Here is a 25,576-nt window from a genome sequence, read left to right as displayed (position 1 = left end):
AAAAAGTAACATACACATACAACCATTTAAAATCAATTTAAGATCATTTCAAAGAAAGAAAAGGAGAAGGAAAAATGAGCGCTATTTCACAGGCACAGGAAAAATTTGGGGAACTGATCCAGTCTGAGTTTGAACGGATCGAACGTATGAAACAGGGTACGGAAGTAAAAGATTTTTCAAAGCTGGATAAGATCGTTGTAGGCATCCTTCCAGGAGACGGTATTGGTCCGATCATTATGGAGCAGGCAGTCCGCGTGATCAAGGCACTGATTCCGGATGAGATCGCGTCCGGCAAAGTAGAACTGCGCCATATTGAAGGCATGACCATTGAGAACAGAGCTGCAAAGCTTCAGAGTCTGCCAGATGATGTATTTGAAGAGATCAAAAAATGTGATGTTATCATCAAAGGACCGATGGTAACTCCAAGAGCCGGTGAGCCATGGCCAAACCTGGTATCTGCTAACAGCCTGCTGCGTCGCGGCCTGGAGCTGTTTGCTGCTGTCCGTCCGATCCGTATCCCGGACAAGGGCATTGACTGGACTTTCTTCAGAGAGAATATTGAAGGTGAATATATCTGGGGAAATAAGGGTATCCAGGTAGATGAAGATCTGGCAGTAGACTTTAAGGTACAGACCAAGCAGGGAAGTGAACGTATTGCAAGAGCTGCTTTTGAGTTTGCAAGAAAAAATGGTAAGAAGAACGTAACCATTGTAACAAAGGCAAATATTGTAAAGCTGGCTGATGGAAACTTTATCAAGGCAGTGCGCAAGGTAGGCGAGGAATATCCGGAGATCGAGATCCAGGAGCGTTTAGTAGATGCTATGTGCGCTAAAATGCTGGATCCTGAGTTTAACAAGGGTATTGAAGTAGTAGTACTTCCAAACCTGTACGGCGATATTGTAACAGATATTGCAGCAGAGCATCAGGGCGGTCTGGGAACTGCTTCTTCTTCCAATATCGGTAATAAATATGCCATGTTCGAGGCGATCCATGGAACTGCTCCATATCTGATGAGCCACGGCAGAGGCGAGTACGCAGATCCAAGCTCCCTGATCCGTGCAGCTGGCATGATGTTAGCTCATATTGGCTATGCAGACAAGAAGGTTCTTCTGGAAAAGGCACTGGATGTATGTACCACAGAGAAGAAAGTGGTACTGACTACTTTTACAGAGGATGCAAGTGCAAAAGAATATACCGATTATATTATTGAGACCATTGAAAAGCTGAAATAGAGGCAGGAAACATGAGAAAATTTAAAACTGTATTTATGCGTGGGGGCACCAGCAAAGGCTGTATGTTCCATAAAGAAGACCTTCCGGAGGACAGAAAAGAATGGGATAACATTTTTTTACAGTGCATGGGCGACCCGGATCCAAAGCAGATCGACGGTCTTGGCGGTACTGTGTCTTCCAACAATAAGATCGTTATTGTATGGAAAAGTGAAGAACCAGGTGTAGATGTAGAATATCTGGTAGGCCAGGTCATTGTAGGTAAGAGTCAGGTGGATTATAAGTCCAACTGTGGAAATATGACAGCAGCAGTAGGACCTTATGCAGTAGAAGAAGGTATGGTAGATATTGTAGAGCCGATCACCACTGTTCGTATGCTAAACCGTAACACAGATAAATATATCAATGTAACCGTTCCGATCGATCCTGAAACCAAGACATTTGCCCAGGAGGGTGACTGTGCTATTGCAGGTGTAGACGGAACAGCAGCTGAATTGAAGGTCAATTTCTTAAATCCGGCCGGTGCAAAGACAGGAAAGCTGCTTCCAACAGGAAATCCAAAGGACGTGCTGGATATTCCGGGATTTGGACCGATCGAGGCGACCATTCTGGATGTGTCTAACCCAATGGTCCTGGTTCGTGCAGAGGATATCGGTCTTACAGGCCGTGAACTGCCGGAAGAGGTAAACAGCAACAAGGCAGCCAGTGAAATATTGGAGAAGATCCGCGGTGCAGCCTGCTGCAAAATGGGCTTTGCAAAGGATTTAGAAGATGCAACTTCTAACAGCCCTGCAGTGCCAAAAGTAGGATTTTTCACAAAGCCACAGAGCTATGTGGATATTGCAGGACAGCAGGTAAATGCAGAGGATATGGACGTTTGCGCCCGTGTGATCTCTGTATTTAAGTGCCACAAGGCATGCCCTCTGACTTCAGCCAGCTCAATTTCCGTAGCAGCTTTCTTAAAAGGAAGTCTGCTGTATGAAGAGCTTGGAAAGCCGGAAGAAGGAAAGACCAATGTGCGCATCGGCCATCCAAGCGGTGTTATGACCATGTACCCGGACCTGAAAGAGGAGAATGGAGAATTAGTTCTTCCTGGTGTTGCAGTACAGAGAACTGCAAGAAGGATCATGGATGGAATGGTCTATGTGAGAAAATAGCAAACAGCCTGCGTCAGCAGGCAATAGAGCGCGACAGCGCGGGTTTGCGAGTCTAAGATCAAAGGATTTTGCAGTCCGGTGGGATGTTTCCCACTGGCGCAGAGTCCTTTTTTTGTAAGCTGCATACCATGGTAATAAGTATGAAATACAGGAGCTTTTATATGCCTGAAGCTTATATTGCATTAACACCGGTCCACTGGTTTTACCTGGTGGGGGTGCTGGTGATCTTATTTACCATGATATTGCGAAAAGATACGCCATTGGTCTGCATTGCCTTTCTTTTTGGAATTGGCGTTGTTGGAAAATGCAGTCTGGCAGGAGGAATACAGACCATTTTCAGTTCTATTATCTATGCTATCAGTGAATTTCGCGAGGTGATCGCTACCATTGCCCTGGTAACGGCATTTTCAAAATGTTTACGGGAATTGGGAAGCGATGCCCTTCTTATGAAGCCGGTGTCAAAAGTTATGAGGACTCCTGCTGTTTCCTGGTGGATCTTAGGTGGCATCATGTTTGTATTTTCCCTGTTTTTGTGGCCATCTCCGGCAGTGGCACTGGTAGGTGCTATTGTACTTCCAATTGCTGTGCAGTCCGGATTAACACCGCTTGCAGCAGCCATGGCAATGAATTTGTTCGGCCATGGTTTTGCCCTCAGCTATGATGCAGTGATCCAGGGGGCACCGGCCATTTCCGCGGGAGCGGCAGATATTTCCACAACCGATATTTTAAGCAAGGGCCGGCCACTGTTCTGGATCATGGGTATTACCTGTGTATGCAGTGCGTTTTTGCTCAACCGGATGACATTGGCAGGACAGAGAAAAAATGAAGATCAGAGGAACAATCTGAAAATAACGGATCTGCCTGAAAAGCAGGAAGACAGTGGAGAAGAGACTCCGGAAGAAAAGGGGGATAGGAAGAAGCAATATTCCACCACTGCTAAGACTCTGGCGGTTCTTACTCCCATTGCTTTTCTTATGGATATCCTGTTTATGTTCTTATTCAAATTAAAGGGCGGAGATGCCACCAGCCTGGTTGCGGGGACTGCAGTTATTCTTATGTGTGTGGGCGCGGTCATGGAGTTTAAGGCCGGTTCTCTTGAAAAGGTGACGGAATACGTAACAGATGGATTTTTATTTGCCATCCGCATTTTTGCTCCGGTCATTGTGATCGGTGCCTTTTTCTTCCTGGGAGGCAATGGTATTACCCATATTTTGGGAGACTCCTATGAGCGTGGAATTTTAAATGACTGGGCGCTGTGGCTGGCCCATCATGCTCCTTTAAACAGGTATATGACAGCCTTATTGCAGCTGGTGATCGGTGGTCTTACAGGACTGGATGGCTCCGGCTTTTCCGGGCTTCCTCTTACAGGTGCCCTGGCGAGGACCTTTGGCACAGCTACAGGCGCTTCCATTCCGGTCCTGGCATGTCTGGGACAGATCAGTGCTATTTTTATCGGTGGCGGAACGGTAGTGCCATGGGGACTGATACCGGTGGCAGCTATCTGTAATGTAGATCCGGTGGAACTGGCAAGGAAAAATATGCTGCCGGTATTTATTGGCCTGACATGCACTTTTCTGGTGGCGTGTCTTGTGTTGTAAGGTTCCGCCTGCGCAAGCAGGCAGTAGGGCGCGATAGCGTGTGAACCTGAGTTTAAGAGGAGGTTATCATATGTGCGGGATCGCCGGATTTTATCAGAGTCATTTTGACTATCTCACAGAGGAAGATCACTACCGTCAGATACTGGAAGATATGGAAAAAGTGCAGAAGCATCGTGGGCCGGATGAACAGGGAAATTATCTGGACTCTCATTTTGGGTTAGCCCATGTGAGACTGTCGGTGCGGGATCTGGTTTCCGGCCGTCAGCCAATCCTTAAAAAAACAGGAGATAAGACCTTTGGGATCGTATACAACGGGGAACTGTATAATACCACAGAGTTGAAAGAAGATTTACTGAAAAAAGGCTGGGAATTTTCCACTACCGGCGACACAGAAGTGGTCCTTACAGGATATATGGAATACGGTCCGGATTTTGTAAAGCAGATGAACGGCATATTCGCTTTCGGGATCATGGACCCGGTAAAAGACTGCCTGGTGCTGTTCCGTGACCGTCTGGGAGTAAAGCCATTATTTTATACCTGTTTTCATGACCAGGTCATTTTTTCCTCTGAGATCAAGGGACTTTTCGCATATCCGGGTGTTACGCCAAAACTGGATAAAAAGGGTTTAAACGAGATATTCAGCATCGGGCCTGCGAAAACCTATGGATGCGGCGTTTTCAAGGACATAGAAGAACTCCTTCCGGCCCACTATCTTGTATGCAATGCAGCAGGTCTGCATACAGAATGTTACTGGAAATTAGAGAGTAAGCCTCATACGGACAGTTACGAGCAAACGGTAGAAAAGACGGCATTTCTGGTCCGGGATGCCATCCGCCGCCAGATCATTTCCGATGTTCCTGTGTGTACCTTTTTGTCCGGTGGTGTGGACAGCAGCCTGGTATCAGCAGTGTGCAGCGCAGAACTGAAGAAGAAAAATAAACAGCTGACTACCTTTTCTTTTGATTTTAAGGATAACCACAAATATTTTACTGCCAATGCCTTCCAGCCGTCTATGGACCGGCCTTTTGTGGACATTATGGTGAAATATTTAGGTTCAGATCATCATTATCTGGAATGTGACAATGTGACCCAGGCGGATCTGCTTTATACGTCTGTAGAAGCCAGAGATCTGCCTGCCATGGCAGATGTAGACTCATCTTTGTTGTATTTCTGCTCCCAGGTCAGCCGTACCCATAAGGTGGCTCTGACCGGGGAATGTGCAGATGAGATATTTGGGGGCTATCCATGGTTTCACAAAAAAGAGTGCTTTGAGGCGAAAACATTTCCATGGACTATGGATCTTTCAGCCAGAAAGGTGCTGCTTTCTGATGATTTCATCCGGGAACTTCACATGGATGAATATGTGCAGGCAACTTATGAAAAGTCAGTAGCAGAAACACCCAGACTGGCAGAGGATACACCAGAAGAAGCTCGCCGCCGTGAGATCGCGTGGCTGAACCTGAGATGGTTTATGCAGACATTATTAGACCGTATGGACCGTACCAGCATGCATTCCGGACTGGAAGCAAGAGTGCCTTTTGCAGACCACCGCATTGTAGAATATCTGTGGAATGTGCCATGGTACATGAAAACAAGGGATGGGGTGGCAAAACATCTGCTAAGAGAGTCTGGAAAAGGTCTGCTGCCGGATGAAGTGCTGTGGCGCAGAAAATCCCCGTATCCAAAGACCTATGACAGAGCTTATGAGGCGCTGCTGGTGGGCCGGGTGCGTGAGATTTTAGAAGACAATACCTCACCTGTATTGCAGTTTCTGGATAAGGCCAAAACAGAGAAATTCCTGGAAAGCCCCTCAGATTATGGAAAGCCATGGTATGGTCAGCTGATGGCGGGGCCGCAGATGCTGGCTTATATGATACAGGTGGATTATTGGTTGAAGAAGTATAATATTGAGATCGTGTGATAGCATCCCGCCCTTGTGGGCGGGAGCGTTGCATATTGGCAGGTACAGGAATGAGAGGAGAAAAATTCCGGATGTACTATTTGTCATTAGGTTCCTGGGCAAATGTCTGCCGTACCAGTTCCAGGAAATACTGATCCGCTCTGGACAAAAATCCGCCCTTTAAGGTGGCAATACTCAGATCCCAGCTGGGGCTGTAGGACTCATCAATGGATAATAACACCGGCGGATGGTCTGCATAGGTCAGGGCGGCGTAATCCATAGGCAGAAAGGTAATGCCAATGCCCTGACCGGCCAGACGCTGGGCTGTCTCGTAATTCTTTATCGTCAGCACGATATTTGGCGTAATCTTTGCTTTTGCCAGTATGGCGTCCGATACATGACGGATGCGCTGCTGGGGATGGAGCAGGATCAAAGGTTCATTTTTCAATAAACGTACATCTAAAACCGGGAAGAGATATCCCGGTTTTTTTTGCGCCTTTTCGATCAGGGGATGTCCGGCAGCAAGTGCTATGACAAAAGGATCCTCTGAGAGAAATTCATAATTTAATAAAGGATTTGGAGCCAGCTTCGGGGCATGGAGAAGAGCAAAATCCATAGCGCCGGTAAGAAGTTTTGCTTCCAGATTTCCCGTATTGTCCTCCAGGATCTCCAGTTCAACAGAAGGGCTGTTTTCCTTAAATTCCAGCAGTATTTCAGGGAGGATGACAGTACCTAAATGGTTGGTAGTCCCCATTACGATACGTCCGGTTTTTAACTGGTTGATGTCGCTGATCTCTGCTTCAAAATCACTGTAGATCTTAAGAACCTGGCAGGCCATCTGATAGCAGCGCTCTCCTGCATAGGTCAGTGTCAGGCCGGAAGGCGTCCTGTTAAAAAGTTTTGCCCCCAGATTTTCCTCGATCCTCTGTAAAGACTGGCTTAGGGACGGCTGGGCGATGTAAAGTTTTCTGGCAGCAGAGGAGATGCTTTTTTCATCTGCTACTGTTTTTATGTATTCTAATTCACGGCTGGTCATGGGGAGCCTCCTTGTATGTACTTGGTGTTATACTCGCGAACGCGCGTTTGCTCGCTTATTTGCCTGCTGACGCAGGAGGTTCGCTATCGCATAGGTAAAAATGTATATCTGTTATTATATATATAGTATTTGCCTATAAAAGTAAAGAGGTGTATAGTTAATTCAGAAACAAAAAGAAACAAACTTAAGAAGCAGATAATAAAAGACCAGCTCCTCCGGGAGAGGATGGTCAATAACCATTCAAGAACAGAAAAGGAGAAGAAACATTATGGTAAAGTTATATGATGAGGGCATCTACCTTGTAAACGGCACCGAGATCGTACCGGAGTCTGAGGCAGCAAAAGTACAGGCTCTTACAGGAAAAGCAGCAAATAAAGAAGAAGCAAAGAAAGGCACAATGGCCTGTTCCATTTTAAGTGCCCACAACACTTCAGGAGATATGGAGCACTTAAAACTTAAATTCGATGCAATGGCATCCCATGATATCACATTCGTTGGTATTGTCCAGACAGCAAAGGCATCCGGAATGGAAAAATTCCCACTGCCATATGTACTGACCAACTGCCACAACTCCCTTTGTGCAGTAGGCGGAACCATCAACGAAGATGACCACATGTTTGGTCTTTCCGCAGCAAAGAAGTATGGCGGCATCTATGTTCCACCTCACATTGCAGTTATCCATCAGTACATGCGTGAAATGCATGCAGGCTGCGGACGCATGATCTTAGGTTCTGACTCCCACACTCGCTACGGTGCATTAGGAACCATGGCTATCGGTGAAGGCGGCGGCGAGCTGGTAAAACAGCTGTTATGTGATACATATGATGTTGCTTATCCAGGTGTTGTTGCAATTTACCTTACCGGAAAGCCGGGACCTGGCATCGGACCTCAGGACGTGGCACTTTCTATTATCGGCGCAGTATTCAAGAAGGGTTATGTAAAGAATAAAGTAATGGAATTTGTAGGACCTGGTGTTGCTTCTATGACAACCGACTACAGAAACGGCGTAGATGTTATGACAACAGAAACTACCTGCTTAACATCTATCTGGCGCACTGATGAAGATACAAAGGCATTTTTAACTGCTCATGGCAGAGGAGATGCTTACAAGGAATTAAATCCGGCAGATGTAGCTTACTATGATGGCTGTGTTTACGTAGATTTAAGCACCATCAAGCCAATGATCGCCCTTCCGTTCCATCCAAGCAATACATATGAGATTGATGAGTTAAATGCAAACCTGGGCGATATCTTAAGAAGCGTAGAGAAAGAAGCTGAGAAAGTCAGCGGCGGAAGAGCTCCATTTACACTGACTGATAAGATCGAAAACGGACGTTTAAGAGTACAGCAGGGAATTATCGCTGGCTGTGCAGGCGGTAATTTCACCAACGTAGTAGAAGCAGCACATGCATTAAAGGGAAAGAGCTGCGGCGATGGCGAATTCTCACTGGCTGTATATCCTTCTTCCCAGCCTGTATTTATCGACCTGGTAAGAAAGGGCCTGATCGCAGATCTGATGGAAGCAGGCGCTATCATCAGAACCGCATTCTGCGGACCATGCTTCGGCGCCGGTGATACACCTTGCAACAATGGCTTAAGTATCCGTCATACAACCAGAAACTTCCCGAACCGGGAAGGCAGCAAGCCAGGAAACGGCCAGATGTCAGCAGTAGCATTAATGGATGCACGTTCTATCGCAGCAACTGCAGCAAACGGCGGTATCCTTACACCAGCTACCGACTTAGACTGCTGGGGCGATGTTCCTGAATACAACTTTGATAAGACTGTTTATGACCGCCGTGTATACAATGGTTACAGAGCACCTCATGAGGAGGACAGCCTGGTATATGGTCCAAATATCAAGGACTGGCCGGAAATGAGCCCATTAACTGACAATATCCTCTTAAAGGTATGCTCCAAGATCATGGACGAAGTAACCACGACCGATGAGCTGATCCCATCTGGTGAGACCTCTTCCTATCGTTCCAACCCATTAGGACTGGCTGAGTTTACATTATCCAGAAGAGATCCTGAATACGTAGGAAAGAGCAAGGCGGTAGACAAATTAGAGAAGGCAAGAACAGCAGGACAGAAGCCATCAGAGTTAGATGCAGACCTGAATGGGGTATTTGATGCCATCCATACCATTTCCGGTCAGGAAAATGTAAATGAAATGGAAACAGAGATCGGAAGCATGATCTATGCTGTAAAGCCTGGTGATGGTTCTGCAAGAGAACAGGCTGCAAGCTGCCAGAGAGTCATCGGCGGACTTGCAAACATCACAAAAGAATACGCAACCAAGCGTTATCGTTCTAATGTAATGAACTGGGGAATGATCCCATTCCAGATGGTAGAAGAGCCTGAGTTTGAAGTAGGAGACTATATCTACGTTCCAGGTGCAAAAGCAGCACTGGATAGTGATTTAAAAGACATTAAGGCTTATGTGATCAATGCAGATACCAAGGCGGTAAAAGAGATCAGTCTGTACGTGGCAGATATGACTGCAGATGAAAGAAAGATCGTAAAAGCAGGCTGTCTGATCAATTATAACCGTGCAAGAAAAGGCTTAAAGTAGTATAATGTAATGTGCCCAAAAGAAAAACAAGCGGCTGCGAAGCAGACATTTGTTTTTCTTGGGCCATTAACGAACGAACAGCCTGCGGTAGCAGGCAGTAGAGCGCGATAGCGCGGGTTCGTGAGTTTAAAGATAAACACAGTGCCACATATTTTCCTGATTCAAAATGATCTGGAAAATGTGTGGCAGTGCCCGTTTGAAAATGCTTTTGCACAGATGCGGGGGTAACAAAAAGATGTTGAAAAGACATCGTTAAAAATAGGAGGAAATAAAGATGGAGATCAAGAAACCGGCCATGGCAGGAACTCTGGAATCCAGTGACTGTCAGGTAACCGTAGAACCGGGAAATGGTTCTGTGGAATTTAGCCTGGAAAGTGCTGTCATCAATCAGTATGGCAACCAGATCCGCAAGGTAGTCCTTCAGACACTGGAGAACCTGGATGTAAAGGATGTAAAAATCTCAGTGGTGGATAAGGGCGCTTTAGACTGCACCATTAAGGCAAGAGTAGAAGGTGCGGTATTCCGTTCTGTAGACCAGATCGAGGACATTCCGTGGGGAGGTGCAATAAGATGATCAATGCGAATAAGAAACGTTTAAGAAGAACCATGATGTTCTTAAATGCACAGAAGCCAGGTCTGATCAAAGACCCATATATCTACAAACCAGACTCCATTATGCTGGATCTGGAGGATGCAGTTGCTGAGAACCAGAAAGATGCAGCACGTTTCTCTCTGTATCACGCATTAAAAGAGATCAACTACAGAGGTTGTGAGAGAGTTGTCCGTATCAATGGCCTTGACACCCCATATTGGGAAGAAGATATCCGCTGTGCAGTAGCAGGCGGCTGTGATGCCATCCGTATCCCTAAGACAGAAAGCGCACTGGATGTACAGAGAGTAGAAGCTGTAGTAGAAGAGTGCGAAAAGAAGTACGGTATCCCGGAAGGCCACACACTGATCATGGCAGCGATCGAGTCTGCAAGAGGTGTTATGAAAGCCCTGGATATCTGCGAAGCATCTGAGAGACTGTTTGGTATCGCTCTTTCCGGTGGTGACTATACAAAGGACTTACAGACACACATTACCGGTACCGGTCTTGAACTGATGGGTGCACGCCAGAACATGATCATCGCAGCCCGTGCAGCTGGTGTACAGTGTTTTGATACTGTATACACAAACCTGGATGACATGGAAGGTTTCCGTCACGACGTAGAGACCATCCATTTAATGGGATTTGATGGAAAATCCATTATCAACCCACGTCAGATCAACATTGTACATGAGATCTTCACACCAACCCAGAAGGATATCATTTTTGCTGAGAAAGTAGTTAAGGAGATCGACGAAAAGAAGAAACTGGGTATCGGCGTATTCACTGTAGACGGCAAGATGATCGACATTGCATTCTATGACGGCGCAAAGAGAACCATCGAACTTGCCAAGGCATCAGGCGTATATAAGGGGGATCTGTAAAATGATAAATGCAGTTGGAAGAGATATACCAGAAGAGATCCTGGAGATGACCGGTAAAGAGGTATTCCAGGGAAATCATTACAGGGACGGATATGTATACAAAAAGGACGGCCCGTATACAAAATGTGTGGTAAACAATACACAGAGCAAGCTGGTTGCCAACATCCATGATGTGCTGATAAAATGCGGCATCAAGGACGGCATGACTTTAGGCTTCCATCATCATTTCCGTGATGGTGACTATATCGTAAATATGGTCATGGAAGAAGTTCATAAGATGGGTATCAAGGATATCACCATCTGCGCAAGTTCTCTTGGTAAGGCACATGACCCGATCGTTCCTTATATCGAAGACGGAACCATTACCAATATCCAGTCCTCCGGTGTCCGCGGTAAGATCGGTGAAGCAATCTCTGCAGGTAAATTAAAGGGACTTGCAATCATGCGTTCCCACGGTGGCCGTGTAAGAGCGATCGAGAGCGGTGAGACAAGAATTGATATTGCATTTATCGGAACACCAACCTGTGATGACTATGGCAACTGCCGTGGTATCGGTGGTAAGAGTGACTGTGGCGTGCTTTCCTACGCTATGGTGGATGGTGACTATGCAGATAAGGTAGTAGCTATTACCGACTGCCTGGTACCATTCCCGAACTTCCCGGCACATATTTCCATGACCAAGGTTGACTATGTGGTAGTAGTAGACGCTATCGGTGATCCGAAGAAGATCGCTACCGGCGCAGCAAAGCCGACTACGGATATGAGAAAGCTGATGATGGCTGACTACTGTACCCAGTTCGTAGTAAACAGCCCATATTTCAAGGACGGATTCTCTTACCAGACCGGTGTAGGCGGTGCGTCTATCGCATCCACCATTTCCCTGGCTAAGATCATGAAGGAAAGAAATATCCGCATGCGTTTTGGCGTAGGCGGCCTGACAAAGCCAATGTGCGACCTGCTGATCAACAACCAGGTAGACTGCCTGCTTGATACTCAGGACTTTGACCTTGCAGCTGTAGAGTCTGTAAAGAACTTAAAGCATTTCCGTATTTCTGCCGGTGAGTACGCGGACCCATTTAACAAGGGTGCTGTTGTAAATAAGCTGGATTTCGTAATCCTGGCAGCACTGGAAGTAGACGTAAACTTTAACTGTAACGTAGTTGTAGGTTCTGACGGTGTGATCACCGGTGCACAGGGCGGACATCCTGATACAGCAGCAGGAGCTAAGTGTACTATCGTAATCGCTCCACTGCTTCAGGGAAGGATCCCGGCTATCTGCAGCGAAGTTACCACAGTAACCACTCCTGGAGAGAGCATTGACGTAGTTATCACGGATTACGGTATTGCCATCAACCCAAGAAGACAGGATCTGATCGAGGCAATGAAGGGTGTAGACCTGCCATTTAAGACCATTGAAGAACTGCGTGACATCGCATACTCTATCGTAGGCGAACCGGAGAAGGTTCAGTTTGGAGACAGAGTAGTAGGTATCATCGAAGCCCGCGATGGCACGATCATGGACGTTGTACGCCAGGTCAAGCCATATGAGTTTGCTTAGTCAGCAACGAACAAACCGCCTGCGTAAGCAGGCAGTGGAGCGCGTAAGCGCGGGTTTGTGAGTCTGAGAAGTTTGTGAGTCTGCAAAATTTATAAGTCTGAAAAAAAAGTCCATGCCGCTGCCGCACTGGCAGCCTGCATGGACTTTTTTCTACTTCAATTTCCACTTCAAAAGCAATGCTGAATTGGTAATAACCAATACAGATCCTGCATTATGCACCAGCGCTCCCACAACCGGATTTAACTTTCCTGTAATAGCCAGTGTGATAGCCAGGAAATTCAGTGCCATGGAAAAAGTCATATTGACCTTAATGGTAGTCATCATGCGCTTGGAAAGAGCTACCAGATGAGGGATTTCTTTTACCTCGTCATCCACCAGCGCAATATCTGCTGCATCTACCGCAATATCACTTCCCACACCGCCCATGGCAATACCAACATCGGCAGCTTTTAAAGCAGGAGCGTCGTTAACTCCGTCCCCGATCATACATACCAGTTCCTTTTTCTCCTGACAGGAACGGATAAAGTTCAGTTTATCTTCCGGGAGACAGTTTGCCTGTACTTCTTTGATATGCAGTTGTCCGGCAATAGAAGCGGCTGCATTTTCATGGTCTCCTGTAAGAAGGACAGGTTCTACATTCAGACTGTGAAGCCGGCTGATCATAGAGGCACTTTCCATACGCACTGTATCAGAAAGAGCCAGGAAACCAGCCAGAATGCCGTCAAAAGCCACATAGATCACAGTACAGCCCTGGGCCAGGAAGCCTTCTGCTTTTTCTGTAATATCCTGATTGAAAGAGATCTTATTTTCAGCCATCATTTCCATATTTCCTGCCAGTATCATTTTGCCTTCTATTAAAGCAGAAACACCACGGCCGGGGATCATATGGAAATCATCCACTGCAGGGACGGCGCCGTATTTCTGTTTAAAACAGCCAAGAACCGCTTTTCCAAGAGGATGCTCCGAGTGCTGTTCTGCTCCGGCACAGAAGCGGTAGATATCTTCGCTGGAGTAGCCTGGATGAGCGCTGCAGGCGGTAACTACTTTTGGAGTACCACAGGTTAAAGTACCTGTTTTATCAAAGGTAATCTTAGAAACCTTTGCCAGCTTTTCCAGAGCGTCCCCTTCACGTACCAAAAATCCGTGCTTTGTGGCATTTCCAATGGCAGCCATAATGGCAGTAGGAGTGGCCAGGACCAGAGCGCAGGGGCAGAAAACAACCAGAATAGTAACGGCTCGGATGATCTGACCGGTAAACAGCCAGGTAAGAGCAGCAGCGCTTAATGCAATTACCACGATCCAGGTTGCAAAACGGTCAGCCAGACCAACGATCTTTGCCTTTCCTGCATCTGCTGACTGCACCAGACGGATCATTCGCTGGATAGAGCTGTCTTCGCCAACCTTAGTAGCCTTCATTTCAAAGGTACCAAACTGGTTCACTGTACCGGAAGAAACTTCATCTCCAACAGTCTTGTCTACAGGAAGAGACTCACCGGTCATAACAGCCTGGTTTACCGATGTATTTCCTGAAAGGATCACACCGTCTACAGGAATGGTCTCACCGGGAAGGACGCGGAGAATATCGTCTACAGCTACATCCGTTGCAGCAACTATGGTTTCTGTGCCATCCTTGACCAGCCTTGCAGTCTGTGGTGTCAGGCGCACCAGCTTTTCAATTCCGGCCCGGGCTTTTGCAACAGTCAGTTCCTCTAACAAAGCACCTAACTGCATGATAAATGCCACTTCACCGGCAGCAAAATCTTCATCGATAAAGACAGAGGCGATCAGCGCCAGAGATACAAGAACATCGGCTTTGATGTCAAATTCTGTGATCAGACCAATGACAGCTTCCATGATAATGGGAATACCACACAGAATAATGGCAACCCAGGCTGCGTCAAATGGCAGCGGGATCAGTTTAAAAATACTGATGATCAGTGCAATACCGGAAATGACCAGGAAACAGATGTCTTTCTTTATACCGCCGATCTCCATAAGAGCTTCCAGTTTTTTAACAGACTCTTTCATAATGGCTCCTTCTTTCTGCATTATTGCAAATGTTATGTGAGAATGCATATGACTTTTATACCTATGGGGGTATACCTAACATATCTGCATTATACCTATAGGGGTATATGTTGTCAAGAAGCAATTATAAAAGGATCCAAAGAGTAAGGCTCTTTTTTGCACACAAAAAAGCCAGCCCTGAATGGACTGACTTTGGATATTAGTATATGATGTTAGATTGCGTTGAATTTTCAATCTTTGAACACTGACGTCATTGCATGTTGGCAAAGCGCTCCACTGCCTTTGTAAAGCTTTCAATGGTCTTATCTGCGTCACCATGTTCGATGCCGTCCCGGACACAGTGTTTAATGTGGCCTTCCAATACCACTTTACCGCAGCCGTTTAAAGCGGATTTTGCAGCATTGATCTGGGAAAGGATCTCTTCGCAGGGAATATCTTCATCGATCATACGGTCAATAGCCTGGACCTGTCCGATGATCTTTTTTAAACGTCTGTGCAGATTATCTGAATCCATGCACTGTCTCATAGTATTTTACCTCCTTATCCGCGGATGAACCTTTGGAGTATAAGTAAGTGTAACCAAATTTTGGCGGTTTGTCAATGAAGGGAAGAATTGACAGGAAGTGTTGTTTCAGAGTAAACTTGCAGGAGATGCATTTTACTATGAAGGCTGGCGGCAGCTGTGAGAACGCTGACTGTAAGGAGCAGCCAGCTTTCAGGTTTTGAAAGAACGAGGAAGACAGAATATGAAACGATCACTGGAACTAGCAGAAAAGCTGATCCACCAGAGTTATCTGGAAAAAGAAGAATATATGGAATTATTAGGCAGTTATCAGGATAAGGAAACTGTGGTCTGTCTGGGGCAGGAGGCAGCGAGACTTCGTGAAAAATATTATGGAAATAAAGTATACATGCGTGGTCTTATCGAATTTACCAATTTCTGTAAAAACAACTGCTATTACTGCGGTATCCGCCGGGATAATAAAAACGCCAGCCGTTATCGTCTTACAGAAGAAGAGATTTTAGACTGCTGCAAAAATGGATATGAACTGGGCTTTCGTACCTTTGTACTCCAGGGAGGAGAAGATCCTTATTTTACAGATGAAAAGATTGTGGATATCGTTAAGAAGATCCGTAACAGTTATCCAGACTGTGCCATCACTCTTTCCATTGGAGAAAAAACCAAGGAAAGCTACCGCCTTTACAAAGAAGCAGGAGCAGACCGGTATCTGCTGCGTCATGAAACTGCAAATGAAGACCATTACCGCCATCTACATCCGGAACAGATGAGTCTTGCGAACAGGAAGCAGTGTCTGCGGAATTTAAAAGAATTGGGCTATCAGACCGGTGCCGGTTTTATGGTAGGTGCGCCGGGACAGACGCTGGAGTGCCTGGCAGAGGACCTGATCTTTTTAAAAGAATTAAATCCGGAAATGGTGGGGATCGGCCCATTTATCCCCCATCATGATACCAAATTTGCTGATGAGCCTGCAGGAAGCGTGGAATTGACGCTGTTTTTATTATCGGTTCTTCGTATCATCCTTCCAAAATGTCTGCTTCCGGCAACAACAGCTCTTGGAACTGCAGATCCAAAGGGAAGAGAAAAGGGACTGCTGGCAGGTGCAAACGTAGTAATGCCTAATTTATCCCCTGTAAAGGACCGCAAGAAATATGAACTGTATGACAATAAAATCTGTACCGGTGATGAAGCGGCTGAGTGCAGAGTCTGTCTTAAGAACCGGGTGAAGTCAGTTGGATTTGAACTGGTGGAAGACAGGGGAGATGTGGCGTTATAATGTTTACGCCGCAAAAGGTGGAAAAGTATGTTATGAATTTAGTAGGAGGAAATTAATATAATGGGACATTTTTATTTTGTAAGACATGGACAGACTGTATGGAATGTGGAAGGAAAGATCTGTGGGGCAACGGATATTGCACTGACACAGCTTGGTCATGAACAGGCAATAGAAACAGGAAAGAAGATATTAGAAGAGCATATCCAGGCAGACGAGATTCTGTATTCCCCTTTGATGCGGGCTGCAGATACAGCAAAACACATTTCTGAGATCACAGGCATTCCGGTCCGTGAAGAATTACGGTTAAAGGAGCAGAATTTTGGTATATGGGAGTCAACACCAAGAGGTGGTGAAGACTTTAAGAAGGCCAAACAGTCCTTTGCGTGCAGCTATGAAACCGGTGAGTCTATGCTTCGTCTGGCACAGAGAATTTATAATCTTTTAGATGAGATCAAGAGTCAGTCAGATAAGAAAACATATATCCTGGTAGCTCACAATGGCATTGCCCGAGTGGTGCAGTCCTATTTCCATGATATGACAAATGAAGAATTTGCAGCTTATGGGATCAAAAACTGTGAGATAAAAAGATATGATTTTTAAATCAGGAAACGCGTCACGGGCGCATTCTCCATATTTTCAATATGTATGGCAATAAAAGTCCCCTCATCAGCGGTTTACAGAGTAATAAACAGCTGATGAGGGGATTTGTCATAAATGACTGTGTCCGGTGTGGAAATGCGTCAGTTATCTTGAACGTGGTATATCAGGATCACACCCGCTCCATCAAAATATCAACCACTCCGCCGCAGACCATACCATCATCCTCAGCGTCCTGTCCTGTAAGATCCCCGTGATAAAGGATAGGAGACTGATCCTTATCATGGATCATTTCCAGCGCGCGGCGCACAACCGCTGCTTCCATACAGCCGCCGCCAATGGTGCCGATAATGGTTCCGTCCTGAAGGACTAACATTTTGGTGCCAACGCTTCGCGGAGCAGAGCCGTGGCGGGCTACGATGGTAGTCAGGATAGCCGGAAGCCGCTCAGGAGAGTGATTATTTAAAAAGCGGGATACTTCTGTTGGAAAGCCGCAGCTGCGCAGCTTCTGGTTCTTTACCTGAATGATCTCTGCCATAATGGCAACGCCGATCTCTTCTGGTGTTTCCGCACCGATATTTAAGCCGATAGGCGTATAGACCTGGTTTAAAACTTCCGGGTCGGTACCGTTTTCAATCAAAACTTCCTTTACTTTTGCCACACGTTTGCGGCTGCCGATCATACCAATATAGGCGTGAGGCATTTTGGCAATCCGTTCCAGACAGACCTGATCATATCTGTGGCCTCTGGTAAGGATGACAAAATAGGTATCTTTGGAACCTTCGATCTGGTCAAGACCATTTTCAAAGGAGTCGCAGATCACCTGGTGGGCACCGGCTCTTCTGGCATTGTTGGCATACAGAGGACGGTCCTCTAAAACAGTCACTGTAAATTCCATCATGGCGCCAAGCTGGATCACCGGCATGGAAACATGACCGCCTCCGCAGATCACCAGGCGCTTTTCACCACCTAAGCAGTCGCAGAACAGTTTCTTTCCGGCGGCTGTGGCCTGTCCGCTGTCATGGAGTTTTCCAACTTCTTCCTGGTTCTGGGAGAAGAACCCACCTTTTGTGCTTTCCCAGACCAGTTTATCATCTGAAAAGAACGCTTTTTCCCCGAAGGCGTCTTCTTCTAAAACTGTATAGAGAATGTTCTGCCTGTTGGGACTGACACTTGCTATAGCTTCGTATACATCTTTAAATTCTGTTGTTTCTGACATTTTAACCCCCCGTTTTTTAATGTACTCTTGGAGTACATATCGTTTTGTCTATCTGCAGTATGCTGATGGAATATCTGCACAGATATTGGAACTCGTTATTATATATTTTTAATAACGCTTGCTAAATATTATTCATTATAGCATCTTCTGGGAACAGGGGCAAGCAACATTCCAGTTTCTTCACTTGAAAATGTGCTGACATTCGCATATACTAGGTGCAACAGATTTCAGATAGGATATTTTTCATAAGGGGACATTGTCCCTGCTCATGTTTATAAAGCAGGTATGATGAACTTGATCATATCTTTCAGAAAGGCGATGTATGAATGAATGGCTATGTATCTGTAAAAGAAGCTTCACACAAGTGGGAAATTCCAGAACATGGGACCAATTATGGGAAATCCCGGGAAAATCAGAAAAAACGTTTGATCCGTGCCAGTAGAAATCGGATGGGAGGCAGACAGGTGTGATTACCGATGAAACTATATATCAGCAATATCTGCGTGGAGAAACCAATGCAGCTGATCTGCTGGTAGAAAAATACGCTGATATGCTGATCTTTTACATAAACGGTTATATCAAGGATATTCATGAGGCTGAGGACCTGATGATAGAAGCCTTTTCCCAGATATTTGCAAAAGAGCGTCCTATTACGGGAGAGGGCAGCTTCAAGGCATATCTTTACAAAACAGCCCGCAACCTTGCCCTGCGGCATAGCAAAAAACACCGCCACATCTTCCTGTGGATTGATGACCTGGATTTTGAACTGCCAGATAAAACCCTGGCTGAGACCAAAGTTTTTCGGAATGAGCGGGATCGGCAGCTCTATGCGGCACTGGATAAACTGAAACCGGAATACCGGGAAGCAGTATACCTGATTTATCTGGAGGAAATGAGCTATCGGAACGCGGCAGCGGTTATGTCTAAAAGTGAACAGCAAATCAAAAATCTTGTATACCGCGGCAAGCAGAGTTTGAAGGCAATTTTGGAGCAGGAGGGATTTGAATATGCGGACGAATGAAGAACGTTCCAGGCTGATTCATAAACGGACAGCAGAAATAAAACGGGAAAAGCAAAACAGAATACAGAGAGGGCTTGATGCGGTCTGCATAGCAGTTTGTCTGCTTTTGGTTACGGGTATCGGGGCATGGATGCCGGAACTAATGACAGAACCTGCGGCAGGAAGTATTATCCATTCTTCGGGAGCAGCAAGTATGATCGGCAGTCATGCTGCTCTTGGTTATATCATCATGGGACTGCTTGCTTTTTTACTTGGTGTATGCGTAACCGTGCTGCTTTACCGTCTGCGGCGCAGAAATGAGCGCAGGAGCAGAGAGGAAAAAGAAGATGAACTTTGAACTGATTGACAATAGCTTTCAGATAATCATATTAGGATTTTGCACCATTGCAGCTCTTTTTCTGGCTTTGCGGTATAAAAGCAGGAGTTTGCTGATCCTCGCTTTGGCATATGCCTGTTTCTGCATGGGAACGACATACTATATCCTGTATCTGGTCATTATGGGAAAAGTGCCGCAGGTTTTCTATGTAGCTGAGATTTCCTGGCTGGCTGCATGGCTTTTCTATCTGTCTGTGCAGATCCTGCGGATAGAGAGGATCGGATACCGCTTCTCGTGGTTTGCAGGCAGCGCGGCGGTGCTTGTCGCAGTGGTCGCTTTTGCCGACCATGCCTTTGGGCCTTCCTATTTCTTTTCCGCGCTGTTTGCACTCGTAGCGGGAGTGAACATGTATCTTTCGGTGTTTGGCATGCAAAGTGTTCAGCCATATCGAAGCACGGATGGTCTGATGGCTGGCTGCATCGTTCTGCAGGTACTTCTGTATCTGGTTTCCGATTTTATACAGGATTATACCTGCTTTAATCTTTATTTTGCCGTGGACATTACACTGACACTATCCATGGTAGCATTGCTGCCATTTACTCTGCGGGAGGTGGGGAAATGACTTATATCGAAAATATCTTTCTCTGCCTCGCCATACCGATGATACTGTCGCTGTTCTTTATAAGAGGACGGTCCAGAAGCTATACCCTGTTTGTGACCATTGGAATGGGGATTTGTCTGTTGAGTGCCTATGTCAACAGCTTTTTTATGTGGCTATACGGCGTGGATGGAACAGTTGCCGCTATTGAGATCACGCCTGTATGTGAAGAATTATTAAAGCTGCTTCCGTTGTTATTTTACTTTTTGATTTTTGAGCCGGAGCCGAGAGAACTGCCTATGGTGGCAATTGCCATTGCCGCAGGTTTTGCAACTTTTGAAAATGCATGCTACCTGACGGAAAACGGTGCGGCTAACTTCAGCTCCTGCTGATCCGGGGGATTTCTGCGGGCGGGCTGCATATCCTTTGCGGGATCCTTTCCGGATTCGGCATCTCCTATGTCTTTCGCCACCGCTGGCTGTCAGTTACCGGAACTGCCGGAATTTTAGGCGCCTGCACAGGTTTTCATGGAATTTATAACCTGCTGATAACAGCCGATGGTGGATGGAAAACGGCAGGGTATCTCTTTCCCTCTATTTTGATCCTCTGCCTTTTCATAGCAAAAATCCTTCTTCCTAAGTTCACCATATCTTTAAAATAATACGAACAAGGCACATTGAGCCGTCCCGTTTTGGGGCGGCTTAAAATTTTTTCAAAAATTTTTGATTTTTAGTGAGAAGATTTTAAATTTCGTGTCTTTTAGTAAGTAGAGGGGTGTGTAAAGCATCTACAATAAGGGAAGGAGTGTGACGATGAACGGCATAACTGAAATCCGGATGCGAAAAATACAGTCCAGGACACGGCAATACCGGCGGCGATATGAATGGCGTGAGATCTCCTGTCTGACAGTATGCAGCCTGTTTCTTTTAGCCGGAATAGGAATTTTGCTTGGGCACATACAGGAACCGGGGATATCTTCTGTGGCAGAAGGCTACGGCGCGGTTCTGCTGCGAAACGGAGCAGATCTGTATGTGACCATTGGCATCGCCTCTTTTACAGCCGGTGTGGTGATGACGATCATCTGTATCCGTTGGAGGAAGAAAAAATGGCCATACATCGGATAAGGAAGAAAGTGAGGAATGAATATGAAAAAGCGATTGAACAGAATGCTCAGTACCCTGCTGATATGCAGCATGGTGATGACGATGATGCCCACAACCGTTTTTGCGACGAACCGTAAGGATGCCGTTATGGAAGAATACGCAGGCGGCTTGTGTGAACATCATCCGGAACATGATGATGAATGTGGATACTCCGAGGGAATAGCAGGAACAGACTGCAGTCACGAGCACACAGACGATTGCTATACGGAAGTGGTCAAATGTACCCACAGGCATGACGAGGATTGTTACCCGGATGAAATTATATGGGATGATGAGGCCACTCCATCCGATGCAGACCGGTGGGAACCGGAAGATTGTCCCCATATGTGCGAGGAGGACAGCGAGTGTATTACAAAAAAACTGAACTGCCGGCATGAGCATGATGATGAATGTGGCTATTCCCCCGCTACCAGGGGAACACCCTGCGAATTTGAATGCGAGATATGTGGCGTGGATGATGACATGAAAACAGCTACCCCGTCTAATGCCAAAGCTGTCACTGTGGCGGGTGTGCAGGCTATGATCGACGCGCTGCCAGATGTGGAAGAAGTCAGGAAAGGTAATGCGGAAAAAGTAAAGGCCCAGCTGGATGCCATTGACGATGCAAAAGCGGAACTTTCTGACGAGGAAATAGACGAGCTTGATTTATCCCATTACATGGAGGTCGCTGCCGCATTGGAACAGCTGCTGTATGGAGTAGCGACCCAGTCCAATGCAGTTATGCTGGCGGATTATGACGGCCCTGCCATCCAGCTTGGTACAGGTGGGATCAGTGGACCGACAGAAGAAGAGGAAGAGGGCAAGGGCAGCTATTATGTCCCCAACAGCTACGTTTATTTCGGTGTAAACAGCGGAAATAGCAGCACGCCTATTAAGTGGCGGGTACTGGATGCGGACACGGCCAACGATGGAACAACAAGCGGAATGTTCCTGCTGTCGGAGTATTTGTTGGCGTCTGACGTACAATTTAACAGTAACTATAGCAAGGGTAATGCCTATCAAGGCAGCGACGCACAGACTTGGTGCAGCAGCTTTGTAGGCAATACAAGCAATTTTTCCACGGCAGAGCAGGCCGTTATGTTTGGTGTTGCAAAGACCGACAGTGGCGAAAGTGGTTTGTATTCTATTCCTTGGGGCGAAAGTAGATTAACTGCAAACGACAAGCTATTTTTCCTGTCTGTGCGGGAACTGGCGGACTATGTGGGAAATTATTGTGATGCACCAGGACTGGCGGCAACAAACACCGCGCAGAGTGCGGGCGTGTGGTGGCTCCGTTCTCCTGACTCCGGCATTGGTTACTATACGGGCACGGTCTACGACGACGGTGAAGTGGTCAATAGCCTCGTGAACCACGACTGGGCGGCTCGTCCCGCTTTTAACTTAAATTCGGATTCTATCCTCTTCACATCTGCCGCTGACGGCGGAAAAACGGATGCTGCGGTAAACGGTAATCTGACCGAAGTTGGCACAGGCAGCGCGGAATGGAAACTGACGTTGAAAGATACAAGCCGCAGTTTCAGCGCTTCTGCGAGCAGCACATTGGTAAGGGTAGGTGAAAACCTGACCGTTACTTACTCCGGCGCGGGTACGGGCAAGAACGAATATGTTTCCGCTATGCTCGCAGACAACAGCGGCAATATCCTCTATTACGGGCGCATCGCACAGAACAGTGCAAATGGCACGGCAAGCGTGGAGATTCCGTCCGACCTTACAGCAGGAACCTATACCCTGAAAGTGTTCAGCGAGCAGTATAATGGCGATTATAAGACCGACTACGCCAGTGAATTCCAGAATATTACGCTGACTGTTAATGGGAAAGTCAGTGAGCAGTTCAATCTTACGCCTGGCACGACCTACTGGTTTGACTTATCCAGTGCGGGGATTCCGGGTTCAACAAATAACGCATTGCCGGATACATCCCGACACTATGTGCCTTTTACTTATGTAGGGAGTCTCAACGCTTATGTGCTGAAACCTGCATCTGAAAATGTGCTGACCTCCTCCGAGGAAGCTTCCCAAGTCACAGATAAAGATGCAAAGTACGGATATACTTACAAGCACAGTCTGTTCATTGCCGACTATACTATGACCCATACCATAAGCTGGAAAATTCTAAATGATAACAAGCTGATTTTTGGCACAGACTTTCAGAACAACCGTGTGGCATACACACTGCGTGCGCCATCAGCAGGACACACCTATGCTTATGGTGATAATGGCGGCAGTACCCCAGACAACAACGAGTGGGACACAATTTTGAAGAAAGCCAATCAAAGTACTCAAACCAATGTAAGCGATTATATCAAAAATTGGGAAGGCATTTGGTCTTATGGGCAGGACACTGCGAATACATCTGCCTTCAGGCAGTTTCGTACAATACGCGGACGTATGATATCTGCGTTCTCCTGTAATATGGAACATAAAGCAGCATCGCTCCCAAAATACGGTTTCCGTCCTATTCTTGAAATTCTGGACGCTGATACGTTGGGCTATGACGGACTGAAAACCATAGTGCTTGACTTAAATGATGGGAAAATTGGCGATACCACAGGCACGGTAAATATCGTTGTGAAAAACAGTGAGAGCTTCACGGCTCCCGAAAGTTCCGGCCTGTCCAGTCCAATCGGGAAAACGGATACTGATTTCTGCTGGCAGGGCAGCGATGGGAATTCTTATATTCCTGGTGCAGATGTTCCTGCAGGTGTGACTTCCCTGACGGCGCAATGGACACCTATGACTTATACCGTAATGCTGGAAACAAACGGTGGTACGATTGCTGACGGAAAAGATGTGATAAGCTATACCTATGGCGAAGGAGCAACCTTGCCGACAGCAAATGATATGACCCGAGAGGGCTATACATTTGATGGTTGGTATGCGGACAGCAGTTTTTCCGGCGCTCCTGTTATGGAGATCAGCAACACTGACATAGGAAACAAAGAGTTCTATGCAAAGTGGAATGCGAACATCTACGTAGTAACGCTGAACCCCAACGGTGGAACGATTGCCAGTGGAAAGGACATAACAAGCTATACCTACGGCAATGGTGCAACCTTGCCTACATCAAATGATATGACCCACGAAGGCTATACATTTGAAGGTTGGTATGCAGACAGCGATTTTTCCGGTGCGCCTGTTACGGAGATTAGCAGCGCCGACATGGGCAACAAGGAGTTCTATGCAAAGTGGACGCGGAACACCACGCCAATTATCCCCGGCGATACGGTAAACTATATTGTGGAGCATTACAAGGCCGGTAACAATGGTTATATGCTGGAAGAAACAGAGAAACTTGGAGACAAAATCGGCGCGAATGTTACCGCCGAGCCGAAAATCTACACAGGCTACACTTATAACCCGGATGTAGCGGGAAGTGTTACCAGTGGTACATTAAAAAAGATCAGCAGTGCGGCAGATATTGTGACCTTGAAACTCTACTATGACCTGACTGTTTACAACGTGACTGTAGAAAACGATGGGAACGGATCTGCATCTGCTGCTCCGGCTTCTGCAACGATGGGCGGGAAAATCACGCTGACATCAACACCAAACAGTGGCTATCGCTTTAAGGAATGGCATATTGTTTCCGGCGACGTGACAATCAGTGGCGATGTATTTACCATGCCGGCCGGTAATGTGGTTGTGAAAGCTGTTTTTGAACGAAAATCAAGCGATGGCAGTGGCAGAGATTCTTCCTCTGACCGTGATACATCCTCTTCCGCAATCAGAAAAGATCCGATCAGGGGATGGACCAGCAGTGATCGCGGCATCATTACCGGCGCAGCCAACAGCATTGCCAATGACGGTTACAGTCACTGGATGCAGGATGATCATGGCTGGTGGCTCCGTTTTGCGGATAACAGCTATCCGAAAGGCCAAAAGCGTGGTACGTCCGGCACTGCATATGTCTGGGAACTTATCAATGGCAGTTGGTGGGCATTTGACGAGAATGGTTATGCTAAAATCGGCTGGCTGAGGGATGATACATTTGGCGGCTGGTTCTATATCGATCCGGAACGAGGTATGCAGACTGGATGGGTTCGGCTTGGTGGTGCCTGGTATTATTTCCACCAGGTATCTGATGGTAGAAAGGGCATTATGTATGCCGGACGGAAAACACCAGACGGATATTATGTAGACGAAAATGGCGCGTGGATGGCAAAGAAAAATAAATCAGCCGGAATATAAAATGGTCAGAGGTGCGCATGAAAAGAGTTAATATCATATAGGGCACGACTTATAGTAATATATTCCTGGAATATTTTCATGAAGCATTAAATAATTTATTTGACGAACACACATTATTTTTATA

21 protein-coding genes are annotated in these 25,576 nt (G+C 46.5%); 17 read left to right on the top strand and 4 right to left on the bottom strand.

The features are described 5' to 3' along the window. The first annotated feature begins 74 nt into the window (after positions 1–74). The 4 genes from DW251_RS01885 to asnB all read left to right on the top strand — a co-directional run bounded on the left by DW251_RS01885 (position 75) and on the right by asnB (position 5,905). On the top strand, positions 75–1,232 hold the full coding sequence (locus tag DW251_RS01885; RefSeq protein WP_118300048.1) for an isocitrate/isopropylmalate family dehydrogenase: 1,158 nt from the start codon (positions 75–77) through the stop codon (positions 1,230–1,232). A gap of 11 nt (positions 1,233–1,243) precedes the next feature. After that, positions 1,244–2,386: a PrpF domain-containing protein gene (locus tag DW251_RS01880; protein ID WP_118300047.1), complete on the top strand. Its 1,143-nt coding sequence runs from the start codon at positions 1,244–1,246 to the stop codon at positions 2,384–2,386. Between the two features lie 161 nt (positions 2,387–2,547). Beyond that, positions 2,548–3,984 (top strand): citrate transporter, encoded by a 1,437-nt coding sequence (locus DW251_RS01875; protein ID WP_118300046.1) that lies wholly within the window; start codon positions 2,548–2,550, stop codon positions 3,982–3,984. A gap of 70 nt (positions 3,985–4,054) precedes the next feature. Continuing rightward, entirely contained in the window at positions 4,055–5,905 is a 1,851-nt protein-coding gene (gene asnB / locus DW251_RS01870) for an asparagine synthase (glutamine-hydrolyzing) (RefSeq protein ID WP_118300045.1), read from the top strand. Positions 5,906–5,981: 76 nt separating this feature from the next. On the opposite strand, the gene DW251_RS01865 is transcribed toward asnB, so the two are convergent. After that, positions 5,982–6,920 carry a LysR family transcriptional regulator gene (locus tag DW251_RS01865; RefSeq protein WP_118300044.1) on the bottom strand — a complete coding sequence of 313 codons (939 nt, stop codon included), beginning with the start codon at positions 6,918–6,920 and terminating at the stop codon, positions 5,982–5,984. A 268-nt stretch (positions 6,921–7,188) separates the two neighbouring features. Between DW251_RS01865 and DW251_RS01860 the strand changes: the two genes are divergently transcribed. From DW251_RS01860 to citF, 4 genes are all read left to right on the top strand, one after another. After that, positions 7,189–9,495, top strand: coding sequence for a hydratase (locus DW251_RS01860; RefSeq protein WP_118300043.1), 2,307 nt, complete (start codon positions 7,189–7,191; stop codon positions 9,493–9,495). Positions 9,496–9,769: 274 nt separating this feature from the next. Further along, the gene (gene citD / locus DW251_RS01855) at positions 9,770–10,069 is read left to right on the top strand and encodes a citrate lyase acyl carrier protein (protein WP_021868958.1); all 300 of its coding nucleotides are present in this window, start codon (positions 9,770–9,772) and stop codon (positions 10,067–10,069) included. Next, complete coding sequence (locus DW251_RS01850) at positions 10,066–10,968, top strand: aldolase/citrate lyase family protein (RefSeq protein ID WP_118300042.1); 903 nt, start codon at positions 10,066–10,068, stop codon at positions 10,966–10,968. Before citD ends, DW251_RS01850 begins: the two co-directional genes overlap by 4 nt. Before the next feature lies 1 nt (position 10,969). Beyond that, positions 10,970–12,526 carry a citrate lyase subunit alpha gene (citF, locus tag DW251_RS01845; RefSeq protein ID WP_118300041.1) on the top strand — a complete coding sequence of 519 codons (1,557 nt, stop codon included), beginning with the start codon at positions 10,970–10,972 and terminating at the stop codon, positions 12,524–12,526. A 150-nt stretch (positions 12,527–12,676) separates the two neighbouring features. Here citF and DW251_RS01840 read toward each other — a convergent pair whose 3' ends face one another. Then, entirely contained in the window at positions 12,677–14,554 is a 1,878-nt protein-coding gene (locus tag DW251_RS01840) for a cation-translocating P-type ATPase (RefSeq protein WP_118300040.1), read from the bottom strand. Positions 14,555–14,804: 250 nt separating this feature from the next. Beyond that, positions 14,805–15,080: a metal-sensing transcriptional repressor gene (locus DW251_RS01835; RefSeq protein ID WP_021868710.1), complete on the bottom strand. Its 276-nt coding sequence runs from the start codon at positions 15,078–15,080 to the stop codon at positions 14,805–14,807. Positions 15,081–15,300: 220 nt separating this feature from the next. Between DW251_RS01835 and hydE the strand changes: the two genes are divergently transcribed. Beyond that, entirely contained in the window at positions 15,301–16,350 is a 1,050-nt protein-coding gene (gene hydE, locus DW251_RS01830; RefSeq protein ID WP_118300039.1) for a [FeFe] hydrogenase H-cluster radical SAM maturase HydE, read from the top strand. Between the two features lie 60 nt (positions 16,351–16,410). Next, positions 16,411–16,950, top strand: a complete 540-nt coding sequence (locus DW251_RS01825; RefSeq protein ID WP_021868708.1) for a histidine phosphatase family protein — start codon at positions 16,411–16,413, stop codon at positions 16,948–16,950. 169 nt (positions 16,951–17,119) lie between these two features. Here the strand turns inward: DW251_RS01825 and DW251_RS01820 are convergent, their stop codons facing one another. After that, a complete protein-coding gene (locus DW251_RS01820; protein ID WP_021868707.1) occupies positions 17,120–18,166 on the bottom strand; it encodes an XdhC/CoxI family protein in 1,047 nt (348 codons plus the stop codon). A 326-nt stretch (positions 18,167–18,492) separates the two neighbouring features. On the opposite strand from DW251_RS01820, the gene DW251_RS17860 reads away from it, so the two are divergent. The 7 genes from DW251_RS17860 to DW251_RS01790 all read left to right on the top strand — a co-directional run bounded on the left by DW251_RS17860 (position 18,493) and on the right by DW251_RS01790 (position 25,452). Then, positions 18,493–18,636, top strand: coding sequence for a hypothetical protein (locus tag DW251_RS17860; protein ID WP_182433557.1), 144 nt, complete (start codon positions 18,493–18,495; stop codon positions 18,634–18,636). After that, a complete protein-coding gene (locus tag DW251_RS01815; RefSeq protein ID WP_118300038.1) occupies positions 18,633–19,187 on the top strand; it encodes a sigma-70 family RNA polymerase sigma factor in 555 nt (184 codons plus the stop codon). The genes DW251_RS17860 and DW251_RS01815 overlap by 4 nt, the downstream gene beginning before the upstream one ends. Further along, positions 19,174–19,524 (top strand): DUF4179 domain-containing protein, encoded by a 351-nt coding sequence (locus tag DW251_RS01810; protein WP_118300037.1) that lies wholly within the window; start codon positions 19,174–19,176, stop codon positions 19,522–19,524. Before DW251_RS01815 ends, DW251_RS01810 begins: the two co-directional genes overlap by 14 nt. Beyond that, positions 19,514–20,125 (top strand): hypothetical protein, encoded by a 612-nt coding sequence (locus DW251_RS01805; protein ID WP_118300036.1) that lies wholly within the window; start codon positions 19,514–19,516, stop codon positions 20,123–20,125. Before DW251_RS01810 ends, DW251_RS01805 begins: the two co-directional genes overlap by 11 nt. Continuing rightward, positions 20,122–20,493 (top strand): PrsW family glutamic-type intramembrane protease, encoded by a 372-nt coding sequence (locus DW251_RS18465; RefSeq protein WP_279217485.1) that lies wholly within the window; start codon positions 20,122–20,124, stop codon positions 20,491–20,493. Before DW251_RS01805 ends, DW251_RS18465 begins: the two co-directional genes overlap by 4 nt. Before the next feature lie 420 nt (positions 20,494–20,913). Next, on the top strand, positions 20,914–21,225 hold the full coding sequence (locus DW251_RS01795; protein ID WP_118300035.1) for a hypothetical protein: 312 nt from the start codon (positions 20,914–20,916) through the stop codon (positions 21,223–21,225). Positions 21,226–21,240: 15 nt separating this feature from the next. Continuing rightward, positions 21,241–25,452 (top strand): InlB B-repeat-containing protein, encoded by a 4,212-nt coding sequence (locus tag DW251_RS01790; protein WP_147352207.1) that lies wholly within the window; start codon positions 21,241–21,243, stop codon positions 25,450–25,452. The last annotated feature ends 124 nt before the right edge of the window (positions 25,453–25,576 follow it).

The organism is Clostridium sp. AM22-11AC (genome assembly GCF_003473545.1).
Classification (GTDB): Bacteria; Bacillota; Clostridia; order Lachnospirales; family Lachnospiraceae; genus Enterocloster.
This window is presented reverse-complemented; position numbering and strand designations above follow the sequence as displayed.